Raw genomic sequence first — 19373 nt, forward strand, 5'->3', positions numbered from 1 at the left:
AGTACCGCGGAAACGCGGGAAGGGCTGAACAGTAGTAGTCTTTTGAAGAAGGAAGAAGGTGGACGATGTGAAGAAGGCAGAATACGAGGGAAACCTTGGCTGCCGCCCGGAAGATAGGGTGGAACCCGAAGACAACGGCGGAGCGCGGAGCATCGTTGAACGAGAAACCAAGGAAAAAGACGGTGCAGTCGACCTAATGAAAAGACTTCTGGACAGAGAAAACCTGAACAGGGCTTTCAAAAGGGTTAAGTCAAACGGTGGAGCAGCAGGAGTCGACGGAATGACCGTGGATGAAATGCTGCCCTGGCTCAGGAAACACAGAGAGGAGTTGCTACAGAGTTTAGGAAACGGGATGTACAGGCCTCAACCGGTTAGGAGAGTAGAGATACCCAAACCGGATGGAGGAGTACGAAAACTTGGTGTGCCAACGGTCATTGATCGGATGGTGCAACAGGCATTGGTGCAGATATTGCAACCAATCTTTGAACCGCTGTTTTCGGAGGCAAGCTACGGCTATCGACCGGGGCGCAGCGCACAGCAAGCCATGAAGGAAGCGAAAGAGTACTACGAACAGGGATATACCCGCGCAGCGGATATCGATCTGTCAAAATACTTCGATACGATGAATCATGAACTGCTGATGAATATAATACGCAAAGAAGTAAAAGATAAGCGGATTATAGACCTCATCAAGAAGTTTCTGAAAAGCGGAGTCATGGAGAATGGAGTGAAAAGCAAGACGGAGGAAGGCAGCCCACAGGGAGGCCCGTTATCTCCGTTACTTTCGAATATCTACCTCAATGAATTCGACAAGGAAATGGAAAGACGGGGGCACAAGCATTTGCGATACGCGGATGACATTGCTGTCTACACCAAGAGCCGCAGAGCAGCAGAACGTGTATTAGAAAGCTGTAAGCAGTACCTTGAGAAGAAACTAAAGCTGAAAGTGAACTCGGAAAAGAGTAAAGCGGGATCACCGCTGAAGCTTAAGTTCCTTGGCTTTGCCTTGTACAGGACGGGCAAAGGTACGGGAATACGGGTGCATGAAAAGTCAATGAAGAAATTCAAGGAAAAGCTCAAAGGCATCACAAAACGGAATCGCGGAAGGGCCATTCAACAGATTCTGAAGGAACTGAAGCTATATACAACGGGGTGGCTTAATTATTACGCTATTGCCGGTATGAAGAGCAGAATTCAGGAACTGAACAGGTGGCTGAAACGACGGATACGGATGTATATCTGGAAGCAGTGGAAGAAACCAAAAACCCGAATCGGGAACTTGATAGCACTCGGCATGTCGGTTTACTGGGCACACAAGAATGGGTACACTGGCAAAGGCTACTGGAGAGTAGCCGGGAGCGGGATACTTAATCATACGTTGACTGACAAATACCTCGAATCCCTCGGCTATGATGACATAGCCAAGAAATACGAGGTACTGCACTTAAACTATTGAACCGCCGTACGCGGAACCGCACATACGGTGGTGTGAGAGGCCGGGGGCGAGACGCCCCCTCCTACTCGATTGATGATATGCTTTAATAAAACTTTTTATATCTTTTGATTTGTGTAAAATTTTATCTCCCTAACTCGCTTTTTCGGGTATTGTATTCTTCCAGATCGATTTCCCCTTTGGCATATCGTTCGCGCAAGATGGCCATAGCGTGGTCTTCCGGTTTACCGGAGGTGTTCTGTCTGTCCAGATAATTTCTAATCAGCCTGACTGCAAGAAAAATAATTCCCAGCCAGAAAAGCAATTGGATGATCATGACTGCAAATCCCATCCAGGAATAATTGCCTCCCATCATCCAGTCTCCACCTGGTCCATACCAGCCTCGCATCATTTTTAGTTACCTCCTTTTATATTCTCTTGGATTTTCTAGGCCATTAAAAAAGTAAATCCTAGTTTTGAAAACTATTTTTTTGATTAAACCATTGTCATCAATATCTTGTACCATTTGTACCTGATTTATGATGGTTGCAAATCTGAGGGAAGGAAATCAAATCAATGAAATAGGTAATGAATATGCTGCAGGTTTTTGGCAAGTATAGTGACAGAATGAAAGCCTTGCAGTTTGATCCTAGGAATATTTGTGAAGAAAGTACTGCATGAACGATGGCAGGAAAAAATAATTTTTCGCGTGTAAAGGGGATTTCTAAAAATTAGCGAAACAATATGTTTAAAACTAAACCATGCCAGTGGATGAACAGAGAAAAATGATCGAGAAAATGACCGAGAAAAACTAAGATGATAGGAAGATGAGAATGAGCCAGCAGAAATCGCAGAAATCATGGTTTGCTGTTGTGAATCCCCGGTCAGCAAATGGAAAAACGCAGGGACTTTGGCCAGGGTATTACCAGCAGCTTCAGCAGGCGGGAATACAGGTCGATTATGCGCTGACCTCCCGCTCCGGGGGAGGAACAGAAATAACACGTATGGCTCTGGACGAAGGGTATCGGAGGATGATTGCGGTCGGAGGAGACGGAACTGTCAATGAGGTGCTTAATGGTCTTATTGAGAATGACCGGCTTGTCGCGGACGATATCGAACTGGCTGTTTTTGAACAGGGAACAGGCGGGGATTTTGTAAGGACAATAAAAACAGGCAAAGAAAAAGGTCTGAACGCCTTGATCAGGATGCTGAAGGAGCCCAATATTATTCTTTCTGATCTTGGCCGAGTCGACTTTCTGAATTTTGAAGGGGAAGAACGGACACGTTATTTTCTGAATGCATCCAATGTCGGAGTCGGCGCGGAAGCGGTCCACAGGACCAATTGCCGGAGTAAAGCGATGGGTAGCAAGCTCTCTTATCTGACCAGTACTTTAGAAGCCGTTCTATCGTACAAGAGCGTCTGTGTTTCTCTGAAAATGGACCAGGATACATTCTGGGAAGGGAATATCTGGGGGCTTATGGTCTGCAACGGTCAATATATTGGCGGCGGAATGCGTATTGCGCCTGATGCCCGCCTGGATGATGGTTTGTTCGATCTGGTTGTGATAAAAGAAATGAAGCTGTCCAGACTCTTTTCACGCTTTCCGCTGCTTTATAAAGGGCAACATATCCATCTTCCTGAAGTCCAAGTGTTCCGCTGTAAGGAAATTGAACTGCATATGCCGGATTCCATACTTTTTGAAACCGACGGGGAGATCCCGGGGGTATGTCCGAAGGCATACCGGGTAATCCCTAAGTGCTTGAAACTATGGGTATAAGTTTCCGTTAACGTTAAAACCATACGGATGAATACGCATATAGATGAAGATTCTGCAAGGTCAGCTGAAGACAAATATATGTCTGACCAATATTGACCTTTAAAAGGATTTTGCATATAATACAATTAATGGGTAAGGAAAGCAGTTTTGAGGTGGTGAGGACAGTGGATTTTAAAGATTATTATCAAATCTTAGGCGTTTCTCCGGATGCAGACAATAAGGCCATCAAAAAAGCATACCAGGCACTGGCCAAAAAGTATCATCCTGATTTAAACCAGGGTGATAAAGCCTCAGAAGAGAAATTTAAGGAAATTAATGAAGCCTATCAGGCGATATCCGATCCTGCCAAAAGAAAAAAATATGATGATTTAAGGGCAAACTACCAGCAATGGCAGTCGCACGGCGGCAGAGGGAATTCTTTTGACTGGTCGGCCTGGCAGGAATCACCGGGGAGCAACCGCTATACCCGTACAATGACGCCGGAAGAGTTCGCGGAAACATTTGGGGACAGAGGTTTTGGCTCTAGTGCCGGCAGGGGTATGGGGGGATTTTCTGATTTCTTTTCCTCTATCTTTGGCATGGGAGCAGACTATGCTGATGAGTCCGATGATTATTATTCGAATAGGATCAGAAGACCGCAGGCCGGCAGGGACATTGAAGGTGAAATCAGTATTACGCTTGAAGAAGCCTATCATGGAACCAAACGGATGATTGAAGTCGGCGGCCGGAGAATTGAAGCCACTGTTCCGAAAGGTATTAAGAATAACAATAAAATTAGGCTCAGCGGACAGGGACAAGCAGGAGCGAAAGACGGAAACAAAGGAGACCTTCTGTTAACGGTAAAAATCGTTCCACATCCTGTCTATACCCGGGACGGAGATGATTTGTCCGCCAACATCGAAATCGATTTCTTCAAGGCTGTACTTGGCGGAGAAGCCCGAGTCAAAACATTAGGCGAAGAAATATCCATCAAGATTCCTCCGCGCACCCAAACCGGAAAAAGTTTCCGTCTGAGAGGGAAAGGAATGCCTATTCTCAATAAATCCGGCCATTTTGGCGATTTTTACGCAAAGATTACGCTTGTCCTGCCCGAAGAGATGTCTGAGAAAGAAATTAGTATGCTTCAGGAATTAAGCCAGGAAAGAAACAGCTGATTACTCCAGAGTTAGGTCTGCATGCCGCAATTACCGGCGTCAAGCGGAGCATGGAGTGCGCAGCGCGGCTGTTTGACAGCCACGGATGGACTAATGTTGCGATGCCATGGATGGCAAGGAGCGACTCGCCATGGAGGGCGCAACCTGCCGAAAACGGCTATATATTCCGTTGACCTACCACAAATACCGGTATGTTAACTCAAAGGAGTGATACGCATGGCTTTTGATACCAACCGTTTTACCCAAAAATCCCAGGAGGCAATCATCGCTGCGCAAAACAACGCAGAAAGTAACCATAACAGTCAGGTGGAACCCGAACATCTGCTACTAGCCTTATTGGAACAAAATGAAGGCGTTGTGCCTCAAATCCTGAATAAATTAAATATTTCGCTAGCTAGCGTCAGCGAGAAGACCAAATCCAGCATCGCAAGACTGCCCAGAATGATGGGAGCGGCTTCTCAGTTGAGCATTTCTCCGAGAATGAGAACCGTTTTGGTTAACGCTCATGATCAAATGGAGCCGTTTGGAGATGATTATGTCAGCACGGAACATCTTTTACTGGCCGTTGCTGATCAGGCCGGCGGAGATGCCGGAAAGATCCTGAAAGAAGCCGGAGTTACCCGGGAAGCCCTGTTGAAAGTTCTAAAGGAAATCCGCGGATCTCAGCGGGTTACCGGTCAAAATCCGGAAGGAACCTATGCTGCCCTGGAACAGTACGGCCGAAATCTCGTGACACTGGCCAGAAGAGGAAAACTAGACCCAGTTATCGGCAGGGATGAGGAAATCCGCAGAGTACTGCAGATTCTGTCCCGCCGGACGAAAAACAACCCGGTTTTGATTGGCGAACCAGGCGTAGGAAAGACGGCTATTGTCGAAGGGCTGGCCCAGCGAATCGTGCGCGGTGATGTTCCTGAAGCGATTAAGAATAAAGAAGTAATCTCCCTTGATATGGGCGCACTGATTGCCGGGGCCAAATACCGCGGGGAGTTTGAAGAGCGGCTGAAGGCTGTTTTAAAGGAAGTTGAAAGCCGCGAAAATATTATTTTGTTTATTGATGAACTGCACACCGTCGTCGGGGCAGGAGCTGCCGAAGGCGCAATGGATGCCGGCAATATGCTGAAACCGATGCTGGCCCGCGGGGAGCTCAGGATGGTTGGGGCAACGACCTTGAACGAATACCGCAAGCACATCGAAAAAGATGCGGCGCTGGAAAGACGTTTTCAGACGGTGATCGTTGCACCGCCGACAGTCGAGGATACGATCTCGATCCTGAGGGGCTTGAAAGAACGTTATGAGACGCATCATGGCGTCAGGATTACCGACAGTGCGATCATCGCAGCGAGTATCCTTTCCGACCGCTATATCAGTGAACGGTTCCTGCCGGACAAGGCGATCGACCTGATTGATGAGGCAGCAGCCAGGCTGCGGATGGAAATCACCAGTGAGCCGCAGGAACTCGACGATATCAAACGCAGAGTCATGCAGCTCGAGATTGAAAGGGAAGCTCTGAAAAAAGAAAAAGACAAAGCGAGTCAGGAAAGACTGGCCAATATTGAAAAGGAACTTGGGGACCTGAAGGAAAAAAGAAGTGCCCTAGAGGCCCAGCTTCAGGAAGAACGCGAAAAATTGGGCAATATTCACAAGCTGAAGGAAGATATTGACCGGACGAGGGTGGAGATTGAAAATGCCCAGCAAAAATACGACTACAATAAGGCTGCCGAACTTCAGTACGGCGTACTGCCAAAGCTTGAGAAAGAGCTGGCCGAACTTGAACAGCTCGTATCGGGCCGGGAGAATACGCTGCTGAAGCAGGAAGTCTCAGAAAGCGATATTGCTGAGATCGTTGCCAAATGGACGCATATCCCAGTCTCCAAGCTTCTGGAAAGTGAAGCCGAAAAACTGATTACGATGGAGGAAAACCTGCATCAACGGGTCATCGGTCAGGACAAAGCTGTCCAAGCGGTAGCTGATGCGGTCCGGAGAGCTCGTACCGGTTTGCAGGACCCTAACCGTCCACTGGGTTCATTCCTGTTCCTCGGCCCTACCGGAGTAGGGAAGACAGAGCTGGCCAAAGCCCTGGCAGAATTTCTGTTTGATAATGAACAAGCCCTGATCCGGATTGACATGTCGGAATATATGGAGAAGCATTCCGTGGCCCGGCTGATTGGGGCCCCTCCCGGCTATGTCGGCTATGATGAAGGCGGACAGCTGACGGAAGCAGTCCGCAGAAAACCGTACGCCGTCATTTTACTTGACGAGGTTGAAAAAGCGCATGGTGATGTCTTTAATGTTCTGCTGCAGCTGCTTGATGACGGCAGACTCACAGACGGCCAGGGCAGGATTGTCAATTTCAAGAATACGGTTGTGATCCTAACCAGCAATATTGCCGGACAGGAGATCCGGGAAATGAATGAAAACCACAGCAGTCGGGAATTGATTCGTAAAACCATTGAAGCCGAGTTAAGCCGGTATTTCCGGCCGGAATTTATCAACAGGCTTGATGAGACGATCATCTTTGATCCGTTAAAGAAAGAAGATCTTGTCCGGATTGTGGAAATTCAGCTTGACCTGCTACGGAAACGGCTGAAAGAAAGAGGACTTACCCTGACTTTATCCGATAAGGCTTTGTACATGCTCACCGAGGAAGGTTATGATCCCGTATTCGGGGCCAGACCGCTGAAGAGAGTGATTCAGCAGCGAATCCAGAATCCGCTGGCTAAACAGATTCTGCAGGGCGAATTTCCAGAAGGCACCAAAATCCTCGTGGATTATGACCAGGACTATCAGTTTAAGAAGATTTAACAAAAAAACGATCGAACGAGTCTGAAACATTAATATAAAAAAACAACATGGGTTTTATCTGTTAAACCCATGTTGTTTTTATTATTATGACAGGGAATAATGCATAAATTCAGCTCTTTTTGTATATCCTGAAAATACTTAATTCTAAAATACTTAAGAATTTTGGAAGGTGGGATATCATGCAGCATAGTCAAAGCGAAATCAAGAAAATTCTCGATCAGGGAATGATAACAAGATCTTTAGTTGAAAGCGAAGTATCGATGAGGAAATGTGAAATGTTCAGTGAAATGGCTCACGACAGGGAAGTAAAAGCATTTTTTAAGGATCAGGCAAGCGCACTCGAGGGAGTAACCGGCTTCCTTAAAAGTAAACTTGCTCAAATCATGTAGGAAGGGGATTATTAAGTTTATGAGTAATTTTTCGGATCTAGATATGATGTATGACTACGAAAAAGATGTCTCGGCAGCGGCTTCCGGGTATATGACATTTGCCACCAAAGCCTCGAATGATGAAATCCGGCACCGCTATCTTCAGCTGGCGAATGAAGCAAGCAAAGTCTATGAACGTCTGGGAAAACTTATTGAAAAATCCGGAGGATCGATCTAAGATTATTTGTTAGCAAGTGGAGATCCATGCGTAAAAAAGACGGGTAAGGTTATATAGCGGTATATCCTTCCCGTCTTTTATTTGCCTTGTTTTAAGAATCGATCTACTACGCAAGCTGCTTAAACAGATTCGCGGTTTCAATCGCGGTTACGGCAGCATCAAAACCTTTATTGCCGGATTTCGTGCCTGCCCGTTCAATGGCCTGCTCAATCGTGTCGGTGGTCAGAACGCCGAAGATCACAGGAACGCCTGTTTCCAGACCGACATTAGCGACACCTTTGCTGACTTCGCTGCTGACATAGTCAAAATGCGGCGTAGCCCCCCTGATCACTGCACCAAGGCAGATGACCGCATCAAACCGTTTTTGTTCAGCAATTTTTTTGGCGGCCAGCGGAATTTCAAAAGCACCGGGGACCCAGACGAGCTCGATATTGTCTTCATCAGCGCCATGTCTTTTCAGCGCATCCAAAGCGCCGCCAATAAGTTTATTCGTAATAAACTCATTAAATCTTCCGGCAACAATCGCAAATTTGAGGTTTTCGGCCAACAGTTTTCCTTCAATGGTTTTCAAATGATATCCTTCCTTTCTTTTACAGCCTGTTTGGTCTTATTTCTTTTATGCTATTTGGTCTCTTTCGTTCTCTATTTTCTTTAATGTCTTTGTCATTCGTCAATTAAGGATTGCCGATTATCACTGGTCAGCGAATATTGGTCAGAAAATGGCCCATTTTTTCTTTTTTGGTTGTCAGGTAGTATTCATTTTCCGGTTTCGCGGGCATTTCGATCGGGACGCGTTCGGTGACTTGAATGCCGTAGCCTTCCAGACCTACGATTTTCTTAGGATTATTCGTCATCAGACGGACTTTGGTGATACCGAGATCAGCTAATATTTGGGCGCCGACGCCATAATCACGCAGATCAGGAGGGAAACCCAGCGCCAGATTTGCTTCGACAGTGTCTTTGCCTTCTTCCTGAAGTTTATACGCTTTCAATTTATTCAGAAGTCCGATTCCGCGGCCTTCCTGGCGCATATAGAGAAGTAGGCCGCGCCCTTCGCGTTCGATTTGCTGAATGGCTGCCGTTAACTGGTCCCGGCAGTCGCATCTTCGCGAGTAGAAAACGTCTCCGGTCAGACATTCGGAGTGGACTCTGACCAAAACGGGTTCCCCGTCGTCGACATTGCCTTTGACCAGGGCCAGATGTTCCTTGCCGTCAATTTTGCTTTTAAAACCGACTGCTTTAAACGTCCCAAATTCTGTTGGAAAATCAATACTTTCGGCTCTTTCAATAAGTCTTTCGTTCAGGCGGCGGTAACTGATCAAGTCTTTGATCGTTACCATTTTCAGATTATGTTTCTCCTTGAATTTCAGCAGGTCGTTCACCCTGGCCATGGTCCCGTCTTCATTCATGATTTCACAAAGGACACCAGCCGGTTCAAGACCGGCCAGCCGGGCCAGATCGACCGATCCTTCGGTGTGGCCGGCTCTGACCAGGACACCGCCTTCCCGGGCCTGCAGCGGAAAAATATGACCCGGTCTGCGCAAATCCTGCGGTTTGCTGTCTTTGTTAATCAGAACCTGAATCGTATCGGCTCTTTCAAACGCTGAAATCCCGGTGGTACTGGTTGCGGCATCGACGCTTATCGTAAAAGCTGTGCCGTGGGGATCTGTGTTGTTCTGGACCATCAGATCCAAATTCAGCTCTTTAAGCCGTGCAGCAGTCAGGGAAGTACAGATCAATCCCCGGCCGTAGGTGGCCATAAAATTGATCCCTTCGGGAGTCACCTTGGAAGCAGCCATGATAATATCGCCTTCATTTTCCCTGTCTTCATCATCGACGACGATAATCATTTTGCCCTGACGAATATCTTCGATGGCTTCCGGAATGCTTGCAAAAATATTTTCTTGTTGTGTCATCTGTTTAAGCTCCTTTCGTTAGATAAAACGTTTGCTAAACGTTAGATAAAACCATTTTCAGTTAAGAATTCAACGGATATATCTTTTTTGGTTTGGGGTGGGCTGTGGTCCTTTTGCAGGAATCTGGCCACATATTTTCCGATGATATCGGTTTCCAGATTCACCGTAGAACCAATGCGTTTAAAGCCGAGTGTCGTATGCTGAAAGGTGTGGGGGATCAGGGAGACCGTAAAAAAGTCATCCCCGACATCAATGACCGTTAACGAGATTCCATCGATGGCCACTGACCCTTTCGGCAGCAGGGAGGAGGTTATCTTCGGGGACGTTTGAATTCGATAGGTTTGAGCAATGCCGACTGGAGTCATTGCAGTAATTTTTCCGATGCCATCGACATGGCCGCTCACCAGATGGCCGCCCAAACGGCTTTGCAGCTGCAGTGCTCTTTCCAGGTTGACTTTGGTATGCTGCTTTAATTCTTGAAGGTTTGTTCGCTGGAGCGTTTCGTACATAACATCGACAGAAAAACTTCCGGAACCGATGGCGGTCGCTGTAAGACAGACCCCGTTGACGGCAATGCTGTCTCCGATTTGGGATCCCTTCAGTACGAAAGAAGCTTCAATCGTTAATCTGGCGGAGTCTTTCAGCAGATCTAGACTCTTTATTATGCCCAGTTCTTCAATGATTCCTGTAAACATCATTTGTCACTTCCCATTTTGTTGGTATGGTTATAGTCAACTGTCCCGGTAAAACTATAATTTCCTCCCAGTTCGCAGACCACCAGTTGACTGACAGTTACTGCCTCGGACATGCTGGCGAGGTGCAGGCCTGAGAGCGGGGAGAAGCCGGATCCGGCCAGTTTCGGGGCCAACATAAACATGATTTGATCAATCAGCCTGGATTCCAGCATTTTACCGGCGAGCGTGCCGCCGCCTTCCAATAAGATGCTGTTTAAGCCTCTGGCCGCGATATCTCTCAGCAGGTCCGGCAAGGGAACCTGCCTGGACGTATCATACTGCCAGATCTCAACCTTGTCGGCAGCAAATGTTTCACGCATCCGCAGCAGTTTATTCTCGTCAGCAGCCTTTGTTGTCGCGATGATGCAGCGGCTGGCGGATTCGTTCCGGAGGATCTGAGCGTTTAAAGGAACAGACAGGGAACCATCGACGATCAGCCGGACCGGGTCCCGGCCATTCTCAATATTGCGGCAGGTTAAGAGCGGGTTATCCTGAAGGACTGTTTGACTGCCGACCATAATGACGTCAAAAGTATTTCTTAACCCATGAACGAAATGTCTGGCCTCTTCCGAAGTGATCCATTTGGAGTCTCCTGATTCTACGGCAGTCCGGCCATCGAGCGTCATTGCAGCTTTATACAGTACAAAGGGCATTTTTGTGATAATCGCTTTCAGAAAAGGCTCATTAATTTTTCGAGCTTTTTCAGCCAGCAGACCGGTTTCGACAAGAATACCGGCATCCTGCAGCTTTTTCACACCCTGACCGCTGACCAGCGGATTCGGGTCCGTCATCGCGACAATCACTTTCTTTACGCCTGCTGCAATCAGCGCATCGGTGCAGGGAGGTGTACGGCCGTAATGGGAGCAGGGTTCCAGTGTGACATAGACATCGGCACCTTCTGCGCTTGATCCTGCAGCATTTAAGGCATGGACTTCCGCATGCGGCGTACCGGCTTTCCTATGGCAGCCTTCCCCGACAATCTGCCCATCCCGGACAATGACACAGCCCACAAGCGGATTTGGACTGGTTCTGCCTGCTGCCAGTAAGGCAAGATTCAGCGCGCGTTCCATGTAGTTTTTATCTTCTGCGGTAAAACGATCAGGCAATGGATGTACCCTCCAGTCATTAGCGTGTCAACGACAAATGAAAATATAAATCATTGATAAATCATAGAAAAAATAATAAAAATGCCCGGAAATACTCCGGGCGTCATCATTCAGATCAACAGTCATTCAAAACAAGCAGGTGAGAGGCTACGCGACAAACACGACAAGCACGTGCACGATCACACCATGTTTTGCTCTTTCCATCCAGACTTTAACTGTCGGCTTCGTAATTTCAACGAATCTGCCATAAGGCTCGCGGGCTGTACCGCCGGTAAGGAATTACACCTATCCCCAGAGTAAAGAACGTATTCAGTTTTACTGCATAGATCGGTCAAGCTGCAATTATCATACTGCAATCCTGTCAAGAATGCAACCATTTTGCACAGAGATCAAGAGAGTCTAAAGGCGGACGACCTCGGCATAATCTTTTTTTAATAAACCTAAGATGATTGCGTCATAATATTGCCCTTCCACATAATAGGCTTCACGCAGCCTGCCTTCGGCAATGAAGCCGAGCCTTTCATAGCAGGAGAGAGCTCTGGTGTTATTGACCCAGGTTTCGGCGGTCAGTCTCCGGAAATTCCACTGGCCAAACAGGTAGCGGATAAAAGCAGTCAGCGCATCGGTCCCATAACCCTTTCCCCAGTAATCTTGGAGACCAATTCCGATATAGATGCGGGCCGATCTGGCCGGAATATTGACCTGATCGAAACCAATTGTACCGATAAGGCTGCCTTGTAAATCCGTAATCGCATAGCGGTTGGTATCCTCTTCAAAAAGTTTGCTCTCCAGATCTTCCCGGCGCAGCAAGGTTGCAAGCGGCCAATTGCCGCTGATCCAGTAAGAGAAGTCGTGATCATTATACCATTCATACAAGGTGTCCAGATCATCAATTTCGAGCGGACGGATTCGGGTTAATTTGCCGTTTAACATGGCAGTCACCTTCCAAACAAAAATGCGTTTAAGTAATCATAGTTTAGCATGTAGAGAAATAAGATCAAGTAGAAGGAGAAGCAATTGCAAAATTAGGTAAAATATAGCAAAAATGCTTGAATTTTGTTGCTTCTTTCGTTAAGATGAAATTATTCATCTGGAGTCATCATTAATAATTTTGAAAGGGGACTAGAAAATGCTTGAAAACAAAGAATTAAGAGCCATGGCCCGCATCCAGTTAAAAGGGCACTGGCTGAGACCAATCCTGGCCTGTCTGATTTATGCCGTAATCGTGTTCATCCTGTCTTGGATCCCGTGTGTTGGTCCGATTATTACGATTTTAATTGCGGGCCCGCTCATGATTGGTCTGGTGACCTTTACCTTAAAGTTCTGCCGTGCGGAAGACCCGAATGTTGAAGTGGTCCTTTCTGGATTTAAAAATGCCATTAATTGCGCCGGGCTATATCTCTGGTATATGCTGTGGACACTTTTATGGTCACTGCTACTGATTATTCCGGGGATCGTTAAAGCATACGGCTATATGATGAGCTTTTATATTTATGCTGATAATCCTGATATGGGTATCAGAAAGGCCTTTGATCTCAGTAAAAAAATCAGCTATGGCTATCGCGGCAAGCTATTCCTGCTTACGCTCAGCTTCATTGGCTGGGCGATCCTGGCCACGATCCCGTTCTGTCTTGGCTATATCTGGCTGATGCCTTACATGCAAATTACGTTTACAAATTTCTATCAGGAACTGAAAAAAGAAAGCATCAAAAATGGTGTCTGTACTGCGGAAGAGTTTTGAGTCATATTTTGAGTTATATAATAATTTACTCCGGGCAAAAACCCGGAGTAAATTATTTTTTATTGGCTTGATGACTAGATTCTACTGTTAATATATTCAAAAGTTTTCTTAACCATACTGCCCCCAACAGAGCCATTCTGTCTTGCGGAGGTGTCTGGGCCTAGGTTAACATTAAGCTCGCTGGCAACACTTTGTTTGTTAACCGGCAGTTTATACTTAGCCATTCAATATCCCTCCTTTTTATTTATTATTTATTTATCTGTAGTATCTGCATATAGGAATAAAATACACAGGTAGTTTATTTTAGTTCAGTAAGTTTTTAACATTTAACCTAAATATGACAATTCATAAAGAGGTTCAAAAGTGGGTCAAATATATAAATATAAAAAATAAGCTCCGGGTAAAAACCCGGAGTTTCTTTTGAGTTTCAATGGTCGGGGCGACAGGATTCGAACCTGCGGCCTCTTGGTCCCGAACCAAGCACGCTACCAAACTGCGCCACGCCCCGATGTCTCTTTTAAAGAACAAATAAAATCATAACAAAAGGCTGAATTCATGTCAAGGATAAAATGCTTTGAATATTTGTTATTGAGCGATAGCTAACCTTTGTTTGACAATAACTTTTCTTAAAAGAGGGGACACTTTCGAGGAAAATAAAAGATTGATCAGGTTTTGTGCTGATAATTCCAAATAATAATCTGGCTCGTAAAGCGGGATTATTTTTACTTTGTTGAAAAGTTGAATCTATTTTGATATATTTTCTTTATAAACATAGGGGGAATTGCATGAAACGTTGCCTCATCTGCCTAGAAGAATTGGATCTGTTTCGGGGTCTGGAAAAAGAACAGATTACAAACTTGTGTCAATGTACAAATAAAAAACGGCTGTCCAAAGGACACTATCTTTTTTATCAAGGGGATATTACAAGTACTATATTTCTTGTGAAATCAGGAAAACTTAAACTTGTGCAAAGTGCTGAAGATGGACATGAAACAATTCTGGATATCTGTGGTCCCGGTGAGGTACTAGGTGAGTTGTCGCTATATCAAGAACAAAAGGAATGTTCTAGCGCGTTAGCCATGGAAGAGGCTTGCATCTGTTGCTTTAGTAAAATGCAATTTGAAATGTTAATTAAGAAAGATCCTTCTTTTGCCTTAAGGATAATTGATTACCTTGGGCAAAAGCGTTATGCCAATATGAATTCAGATAAGGAAACTAGACGAACTGTAAAAGAAAGATTATTAGGTCTATTTTATAACCTGAAGTTTCGCACCCATAAAACAGCCGAAAATTCGGCTTAGAATAAGACGAAAAAACGATAAAAATCCGCATGAACACTAGGTTTTTGGTATAATAAGATGCTACTCCAAATCAACCAAAAATGAGGTGTTATCATGCGGAAACCTGTCAAAGAAATTGAAAACGTACTCCAAAATCACGGCTATTCGATTAACAATATTATATGTGAAGTTATGAAGACGTTCAAGCTTAAAACGCTTTGCCGCAAAGTTGGTTTTCTGAAACAGGATGGTTACAGTTCCGCGGAAATCCTCTCACTAATGTTGATGTTGCCCCTAATGTTACTGAAAAGTGTCCACGCGTTATATAAAAGCGATTTCCAAAAGGTTACTACTATGAAGAAAGATTCCATATATCGACTGAAGAACAATGAAAAAATGCCTTGGAGAGCATTGCTGATCGGTATATCCAAACAGTTTCAACGATTGGTTAATCCTACGAACGAAGTGGATGAAAAGTCCGCTTTCATTCTAGATGATACAACTCTTGCTAAGACAGGTCGAAGAATTGAACAAATGACCCAGGTGTTTGACCATGTTGCAGGGAAGAAAGGTAGCAAATTAGGCTTTAAAAATTTAACCCTTGGTTTCTTCGATGGTAAAAGCCTCACGCCTATAGACTTCACTTTACAAGTGGAAAAGCCCTTAAAAAAGGCAAGGCACCGTAAAGAACGGTTCAAAAAGCAACGAGACCCCAAATCTGCTGGGGCTAAACGGATCAGAGAATGCCATGTTAGCAAAATTTCGAACGGTCTGGATATGATAAAACGGGCGGTAAAACAGGGGTTTAAGGCTAAATATGTCCTGGTTGACAGCTGGTTCAGCAGTTACGAGTTCATTCAAACGATTCGAGGATTAGACAAAAAATCGATGCATTTGGTCTGTGGTGTTCGGCAAGATACGAGGAAGTATCGCTACAAAGAGACTTCCCTTAATGCCAGCCAATTAAAATCGGTCCTCAAAAGTGAGGGAAACGAAAAACGCTGTAGGAAACGGAATATCCGTTATTTCGAAGTCCTTGTTGATTATGAAGGAATCGGACAAATCAAACTGTATTTTTGCCGGTTTCCCTATCAAAAGAAATTTAGACTGTTCCTCTCGACGGATATATCTCTTAGTTTATTGAGTATGTTGGAGATTTACAGTATCCGTTGGACCATCGAAGTCTTTTTTAAGGAAGCCAAGCAGCATTTGAAGCTCGGGACTTGTCAATCGAGGGATTTCGATGCGCAGATTGCCCATATCACGACCTGCTATCTCCTCTATACACTCCTAGCCTATTTTCGACGAGTAAACGCCTACGAATCCTTAGAAGGATTATTTGCGGAAATCAAGGACGAACTCATAGAGAAGAATGTAGCGGAGCGGCTCTGGGAATTATTTGATGATTTGCTGCAAGTGGTGATCACCAGCATCGCCAAGTCTGGTTTAGTGGACATTTTGGAATTTAGGAATTCCAGTGAATATGAACATTTGAAAGAACTATTTGAGAATTCTTTTCTTAGTAATCAGCTTATAGCCCTTAAAAATGCCAGTTAATCGGTAATAATCAGAAGGAACCACTGGCATTAGGATACCTTTAAATTAGAGATACAAGGGTTTTGAGGGGTGCGAAACTTCAGTTATAACCTTGCCAACCAATATGGGAAAAAGCTGCCAAACGCGACAATGATCGATTTAATAATTACGCAGCAGGAATTAGCTGATATGATTGGTTCTTCACGGGTAATGGTCATTCAGGCCCTTAATGAGTTAAAAGAAGCCAAAATAGTCGACCGCACTAACAGATATTACATATTAAAAGATGACCCTTGTCTTAGTACGCACATATTTAAATAATAGGGTCAAGCAGCTACTTCTCTGATTTTTAGGTATGGAAATTCAACTTTTCAAATTTTTTTATTAATTGTTAAATACTTAACAGTATTAGAAACATAAATCACCTTATAATAAATCATAATTATATTCTAGGAGGGATTTTCTTTGATAGCTTTAGGTCCTATAGAAATAATGAATCATACTCCCTGGCATTTTCTGGCTGCATGTGTGCTCCTGGTCTTATTTTTTATCGCTACTTTTAGTGATGACCAAAACCTAAAAACAAAACTCCGTAAAATCATGTATGTTGTCTTTGGCTTCGCAGTATTAACAGGATGCTATGTTTGGACACTTGTTGATTTTAGCCTTCCATTGTTAATCAAGAGCATTGGAGGTTTCGCACTCTTTTGGGTGATGATCCAACTCACAAAGAACCGATTCAATAAACTTTATTGGGGGTTATTTATTTTAATTGCCGCTGTAGGTTTGACATTGGCTTTCGTCTACATTTAATTGAATTAATTAACCTGTTATAAGACTAATTATCCGAAACAATATCAGGCCGCTTCTAACGGAGTAAAGGGTTGAACAAAGGGAAATACAAACGCTGTCAAGTAGTAAAATATACTATAGAAATTGATTAAAATGGGGGGCTGTAACGAAACTTAGCCCCAAGCGAAAGACGTCAATTATGGCGTCTATTCTTTTTGGGGTGTTGCAGGGTTGCATAGATTTTCCGCTCCCCCGTTCCCGCAAGCTAAAACCAGAAATCCGCGCTAACCTGCCAAAACCCCGCTGCTTACAGCAAGTTAACCGTTGGCAGGTCTTAACGCTCGAATTTCTGGTTTCTTAACGCTTACTCCCACTAACGTTCGCTTGTAAATCTATGCAACCCTGCAATATTTGAAGAAATAATAAGATATATGGAGATATTTTGGTATGAATGTGGCATAATGTTCATAGATATAAAGATTGCCATATTGGGAGGTATTTGAGTGTCTAAGAAAGGACAGAAAGTACATACCAAGAAAGTATTCAAACCTTATGTGCAGGAACAACAAACCCTGCCTTTAAGCATCGACAGCCTGATCCCACAAAATCATGTCGTCCGCGTTGTGAATCGCGCCATCGATCGCATGAATCTTGAACCCTTGTTTGCCAAATATCCTGGAGGCGGCCGTTCCAGCTTTCACCCTGTCATGATGACCAAATTATTGGTTTATGCGTATACAGACAGGGTTTTTTCATGCCGCAGGATAGCGAAAGCAGCCCGTGAAAATATTATGTATATGTGGCTCTGTGGCGGCAATAAGCCGGATTTTATGGCGATCAACCGCTTTCGGTCTCAGCGGATGAAAGAGGTTATCCTGGATGTATTTGCGGAAGGATTTAGAAGAACTGGGCAATGGCAAACCAATCGACACAGAGGCGATTGAGGAAGCCGTCAGAAAGATCGACGAGAGACTGGCCAAAAAATCGGAAGAAGAGAAAACAGACGCTGAAACCAAAAAGTTAAAGAAAACAAGAAATACCCTTACGAAAGATTATCTGCCCCGCATGCAAAAATATGAGCAGCAAGAGCATATCTTGGAGGAAAGAAACAGTTATTCCAAGACAGATCATGATGCCACCTTTATGCGGATGAAAGAAGACCATATGAAAAATGGCCAGTTAAAGCCGGGTTACAATGTTCAGATCGGGACAGAAAACCAGTTTGTGGTCGGTTACAGTATTCATCAGAGGCCAGGCGATACCAGCTGTATGAAAGACCACCTGGAAGAATTAAAATCGATTCTCCATGGCAAATTACCAGAAAACATTATTGCCGATGCCGGGTATGGCAGCGAAGAAAACTATGACTATCTGCAGGAGAAAAAGTTAAAGCATTACGTCAAATACAATACCTTCCACAAAGAAGCCAGTAAGAAATGGAAAGACGACATAATGAAGCCGCAGAACTTCACCTACGATCATGAAAACGATGAATATATCTGCGGTTATGGGAGAACACTTAATTTCTTATATGAGCGGCACCAAAAAAGTGATAACGGCTACAGGAGTTTAATCCGAATCTATGAATGCCTGAATTGTTCCGGTTGTCCTCATAAGAACCAGTGCGTGAAGTCGTCGGATCCACACGCCAACAGAAGAATATATGTCAATCGGAGACTGAATGCTTATAGAGAACAGGCTCGCAGGAATTTATGTTCAGAAGAAGGTTTGCGCATGAGGAGCTTGAGGCCGGTCGAGGTTGAAAGCGTCTTTGGAGACATTAAAGGGAATCACGGTATGCGAAGATTCCTGTTAAAAGGGCTAGAAAAGGTTAAAATCGAGTGGGGATTACACTGCATCGCTCATAATATGAGGAAGATGGCGCTGAGTACAGAGTAGAAACTTACTTTTTAAAAAATTTCTCCATAAAAGTGAGAGGGGACGTAACTGAAACATAAAGTTTCGTTACATCCCCTTTTATTTATAAAGTATGTGATCATCGTTTAATCTCGACCTTTGCTACTCGCTACAAGTTTCCAGTTCACCAGTGCTTTAGGTTTACTTAGGTTTTCTGCGATTTGCCGAATATTTATATACCATAGACATTGACAAGTATCAATGTCTTGACTAATATATAAACATATTGATGTTTATCAATATATAAACCTACAACAGGGGCGGTTGAATTGGAACAAAATTATCAAGCTTATGCCTTAGCGATGAGAGCATTATCTGATGAAACAAGATTGAAAATATTTGACATGTTGGGCAATGGGGAACTATGTGCTTGTAAGATACTCGAAGCGTTCAACATAACCCAATCCACGCTTTCTTATCACATGAAGATCTTATGTGAAAGCGGTCTGGTGAATGGCAGGCGGGATGGCATCTGGATGCGGTATTCTATCAATGAAAGTAAACTTGAAGTCATTGCCGGCTTTTTAATAAGGTTACAAAAATCAATGTAACAAAAAGTAAAAAAAATAACTATTGAAT

At 44.4% G+C, this 19373-nt stretch carries 21 protein-coding genes, 1 tRNA gene and 1 riboswitch; of the genes, 14 read left to right on the top strand and 8 right to left on the bottom strand.

Features of this window, described 5'->3' with window-relative positions; all coding sequences use genetic code 11:
• Positions 1-58: 58 nt before the first annotated feature.
• Positions 59-1456, top strand: coding sequence for a group II intron reverse transcriptase/maturase (ltrA, locus tag DHBDCA_RS02695; RefSeq protein WP_015042619.1), 1398 nt, complete (start codon positions 59-61; stop codon positions 1454-1456).
• Between the two features lie 121 nt (positions 1457-1577).
• Here ltrA and DHBDCA_RS02700 read toward each other — a convergent pair whose 3' ends face one another.
• A complete protein-coding gene (locus tag DHBDCA_RS02700) occupies positions 1578-1844 on the bottom strand; it encodes an SHOCT domain-containing protein (protein ID WP_015042620.1) in 267 nt (88 codons plus the stop codon).
• A 421-nt stretch (positions 1845-2265) separates the two neighbouring features.
• On the opposite strand from DHBDCA_RS02700, the gene DHBDCA_RS02705 reads away from it, so the two are divergent.
• The 5 genes from DHBDCA_RS02705 to DHBDCA_RS02725 all read left to right on the top strand — a co-directional run bounded on the left by DHBDCA_RS02705 (position 2266) and on the right by DHBDCA_RS02725 (position 7772).
• Positions 2266-3210 (top strand): diacylglycerol/lipid kinase family protein, encoded by a 945-nt coding sequence (locus DHBDCA_RS02705; protein ID WP_015042621.1) that lies wholly within the window; start codon positions 2266-2268, stop codon positions 3208-3210.
• A 164-nt stretch (positions 3211-3374) separates the two neighbouring features.
• On the top strand, positions 3375-4364 hold the full coding sequence (locus DHBDCA_RS02710; RefSeq protein WP_015042622.1) for a DnaJ C-terminal domain-containing protein: 990 nt from the start codon (positions 3375-3377) through the stop codon (positions 4362-4364).
• A 216-nt stretch (positions 4365-4580) separates the two neighbouring features.
• Positions 4581-7166 (top strand): ATP-dependent chaperone ClpB, encoded by a 2586-nt coding sequence (gene clpB / locus DHBDCA_RS02715; protein WP_015042623.1) that lies wholly within the window; start codon positions 4581-4583, stop codon positions 7164-7166.
• Positions 7167-7345: 179 nt separating this feature from the next.
• Entirely contained in the window at positions 7346-7555 is a 210-nt protein-coding gene (locus DHBDCA_RS02720) for a hypothetical protein (RefSeq protein WP_015042625.1), read from the top strand.
• 19 nt (positions 7556-7574) lie between these two features.
• A complete protein-coding gene (locus DHBDCA_RS02725) occupies positions 7575-7772 on the top strand; it encodes a spore coat protein (RefSeq protein WP_015042626.1) in 198 nt (65 codons plus the stop codon).
• A 106-nt stretch (positions 7773-7878) separates the two neighbouring features.
• Here DHBDCA_RS02725 and ribE (DHBDCA_RS02730) read toward each other — a convergent pair whose 3' ends face one another.
• The 5 genes from ribE (DHBDCA_RS02730) to DHBDCA_RS02750 all read right to left on the bottom strand — a co-directional run bounded on the left by ribE (DHBDCA_RS02730) (position 7879) and on the right by DHBDCA_RS02750 (position 12461).
• Entirely contained in the window at positions 7879-8343 is a 465-nt protein-coding gene (gene ribE / locus DHBDCA_RS02730) for a 6,7-dimethyl-8-ribityllumazine synthase (RefSeq protein WP_015042627.1), read from the bottom strand.
• A gap of 127 nt (positions 8344-8470) precedes the next feature.
• Positions 8471-9688, bottom strand: a complete 1218-nt coding sequence (locus DHBDCA_RS02735; protein WP_015042628.1) for a bifunctional 3,4-dihydroxy-2-butanone-4-phosphate synthase/GTP cyclohydrolase II — start codon at positions 9686-9688, stop codon at positions 8471-8473.
• A 41-nt stretch (positions 9689-9729) separates the two neighbouring features.
• Positions 9730-10383, bottom strand: a complete 654-nt coding sequence (gene ribE, locus DHBDCA_RS02740; protein ID WP_025205606.1) for a riboflavin synthase — start codon at positions 10381-10383, stop codon at positions 9730-9732.
• Entirely contained in the window at positions 10383-11528 is a 1146-nt protein-coding gene (gene ribD / locus DHBDCA_RS02745; protein WP_015042630.1) for a bifunctional diaminohydroxyphosphoribosylaminopyrimidine deaminase/5-amino-6-(5-phosphoribosylamino)uracil reductase RibD, read from the bottom strand. Before ribD ends, ribE (DHBDCA_RS02740) begins: the two co-directional genes overlap by 1 nt.
• A gap of 188 nt (positions 11529-11716) precedes the next feature.
• A riboswitch (FMN riboswitch) is annotated at positions 11717-11831 on the bottom strand.
• A 96-nt stretch (positions 11832-11927) separates the two neighbouring features.
• A complete protein-coding gene (locus DHBDCA_RS02750) occupies positions 11928-12461 on the bottom strand; it encodes a GNAT family N-acetyltransferase (protein ID WP_015042631.1) in 534 nt (177 codons plus the stop codon).
• Positions 12462-12657: 196 nt separating this feature from the next.
• Here DHBDCA_RS02750 and DHBDCA_RS02755 point away from each other — a divergent pair, with 196 nt between their 5' ends.
• Positions 12658-13269 (top strand): DUF975 family protein, encoded by a 612-nt coding sequence (locus DHBDCA_RS02755; protein WP_015042632.1) that lies wholly within the window; start codon positions 12658-12660, stop codon positions 13267-13269.
• Between the two features lie 74 nt (positions 13270-13343).
• On the opposite strand, the gene DHBDCA_RS02760 is transcribed toward DHBDCA_RS02755, so the two are convergent.
• Positions 13344-13493, bottom strand: a complete 150-nt coding sequence (locus DHBDCA_RS02760) for a small, acid-soluble spore protein, alpha/beta type (protein ID WP_019226900.1) — start codon at positions 13491-13493, stop codon at positions 13344-13346.
• A 207-nt stretch (positions 13494-13700) separates the two neighbouring features.
• Positions 13701-13777: transfer RNA gene (locus tag DHBDCA_RS02765), tRNA-Pro, on the bottom strand.
• Positions 13778-14054: 277 nt separating this feature from the next.
• On the opposite strand from DHBDCA_RS02765, the gene DHBDCA_RS02770 reads away from it, so the two are divergent.
• The 7 genes from DHBDCA_RS02770 (at position 14055) to DHBDCA_RS02795 (ending at position 19345) form a co-directional block, all read left to right on the top strand.
• Positions 14055-14570, top strand: coding sequence for a Crp/Fnr family transcriptional regulator (locus DHBDCA_RS02770; protein WP_242824953.1), 516 nt, complete (start codon positions 14055-14057; stop codon positions 14568-14570).
• 93 nt (positions 14571-14663) lie between these two features.
• The gene (locus DHBDCA_RS02775) at positions 14664-16106 is read left to right on the top strand and encodes an IS4 family transposase (protein WP_015042633.1); all 1443 of its coding nucleotides are present in this window, start codon (positions 14664-14666) and stop codon (positions 16104-16106) included.
• Positions 16107-16235: 129 nt separating this feature from the next.
• Positions 16236-16406, top strand: a complete 171-nt coding sequence (locus tag DHBDCA_RS15670) for a helix-turn-helix domain-containing protein (RefSeq protein WP_015042634.1) — start codon at positions 16236-16238, stop codon at positions 16404-16406.
• 144 nt (positions 16407-16550) lie between these two features.
• Positions 16551-16898, top strand: coding sequence for a hypothetical protein (locus tag DHBDCA_RS02785; protein ID WP_015262315.1), 348 nt, complete (start codon positions 16551-16553; stop codon positions 16896-16898).
• 482 nt (positions 16899-17380) lie between these two features.
• On the top strand, positions 17381-17821 hold the full coding sequence (locus DHBDCA_RS15675) for a transposase (protein ID WP_021315398.1): 441 nt from the start codon (positions 17381-17383) through the stop codon (positions 17819-17821).
• Positions 17757-18776, top strand: coding sequence for a transposase (locus tag DHBDCA_RS02790; protein ID WP_015042636.1), 1020 nt, complete (start codon positions 17757-17759; stop codon positions 18774-18776). The genes DHBDCA_RS15675 and DHBDCA_RS02790 overlap by 65 nt, the downstream gene beginning before the upstream one ends.
• A 287-nt stretch (positions 18777-19063) precedes the next feature.
• Positions 19064-19345 carry an ArsR/SmtB family transcription factor gene (locus tag DHBDCA_RS02795; protein ID WP_025205616.1) on the top strand — a complete coding sequence of 94 codons (282 nt, stop codon included), beginning with the start codon at positions 19064-19066 and terminating at the stop codon, positions 19343-19345.
• The last annotated feature ends 28 nt before the right edge of the window (positions 19346-19373 follow it).

Source organism: Dehalobacter sp. DCA (genome assembly GCF_000305775.1).
Classification (GTDB): Bacteria; Bacillota; Desulfitobacteriia; order Desulfitobacteriales; family Syntrophobotulaceae; genus Dehalobacter; species Dehalobacter alkaniphilus.

What these genes read in the sequence shown, in the direction of transcription:
- DHBDCA_RS02760 (WP_019226900.1), bottom strand. Translation starts at nt 13,493, where the DNA reads ATGGCTAAGTATAAACTGCCGGTTAACAAACAAAGTGTTGCCAGCGAG.
- ribE (WP_025205606.1), bottom strand. Translation starts at nt 10,383, where the DNA reads ATGTTTACAGGAATCATTGAAGAACTGGGCATAATAAAGAGTCTAGAT.
- DHBDCA_RS02725 (WP_015042626.1), top strand. Translation starts at nt 7,575, where the DNA reads ATGAGTAATTTTTCGGATCTAGATATGATGTATGACTACGAAAAAGAT.
- DHBDCA_RS02790 (WP_015042636.1), top strand. Translation starts at nt 17,757, where the DNA reads ATGTATTTGCGGAAGGATTTAGAAGAACTGGGCAATGGCAAACCAATC.
- DHBDCA_RS02735 (WP_015042628.1), bottom strand. Translation starts at nt 9,688, where the DNA reads ATGACACAACAAGAAAATATTTTTGCAAGCATTCCGGAAGCCATCGAA.
- DHBDCA_RS02705 (WP_015042621.1), top strand. Translation starts at nt 2,266, where the DNA reads ATGAGCCAGCAGAAATCGCAGAAATCATGGTTTGCTGTTGTGAATCCC.
- DHBDCA_RS02720 (WP_015042625.1), top strand. Translation starts at nt 7,346, where the DNA reads ATGCAGCATAGTCAAAGCGAAATCAAGAAAATTCTCGATCAGGGAATG.
- DHBDCA_RS15670 (WP_015042634.1), top strand. Translation starts at nt 16,236, where the DNA reads ATGATCGATTTAATAATTACGCAGCAGGAATTAGCTGATATGATTGGT.
- DHBDCA_RS02700 (WP_015042620.1), bottom strand. Translation starts at nt 1,844, where the DNA reads ATGATGCGAGGCTGGTATGGACCAGGTGGAGACTGGATGATGGGAGGC.
- clpB (WP_015042623.1), top strand. Translation starts at nt 4,581, where the DNA reads ATGGCTTTTGATACCAACCGTTTTACCCAAAAATCCCAGGAGGCAATC.
- DHBDCA_RS02750 (WP_015042631.1), bottom strand. Translation starts at nt 12,461, where the DNA reads ATGTTAAACGGCAAATTAACCCGAATCCGTCCGCTCGAAATTGATGAT.
- DHBDCA_RS02775 (WP_015042633.1), top strand. Translation starts at nt 14,664, where the DNA reads ATGCGGAAACCTGTCAAAGAAATTGAAAACGTACTCCAAAATCACGGC.
- DHBDCA_RS02770 (WP_242824953.1), top strand. Translation starts at nt 14,055, where the DNA reads ATGAAACGTTGCCTCATCTGCCTAGAAGAATTGGATCTGTTTCGGGGT.
- DHBDCA_RS02755 (WP_015042632.1), top strand. Translation starts at nt 12,658, where the DNA reads ATGCTTGAAAACAAAGAATTAAGAGCCATGGCCCGCATCCAGTTAAAA.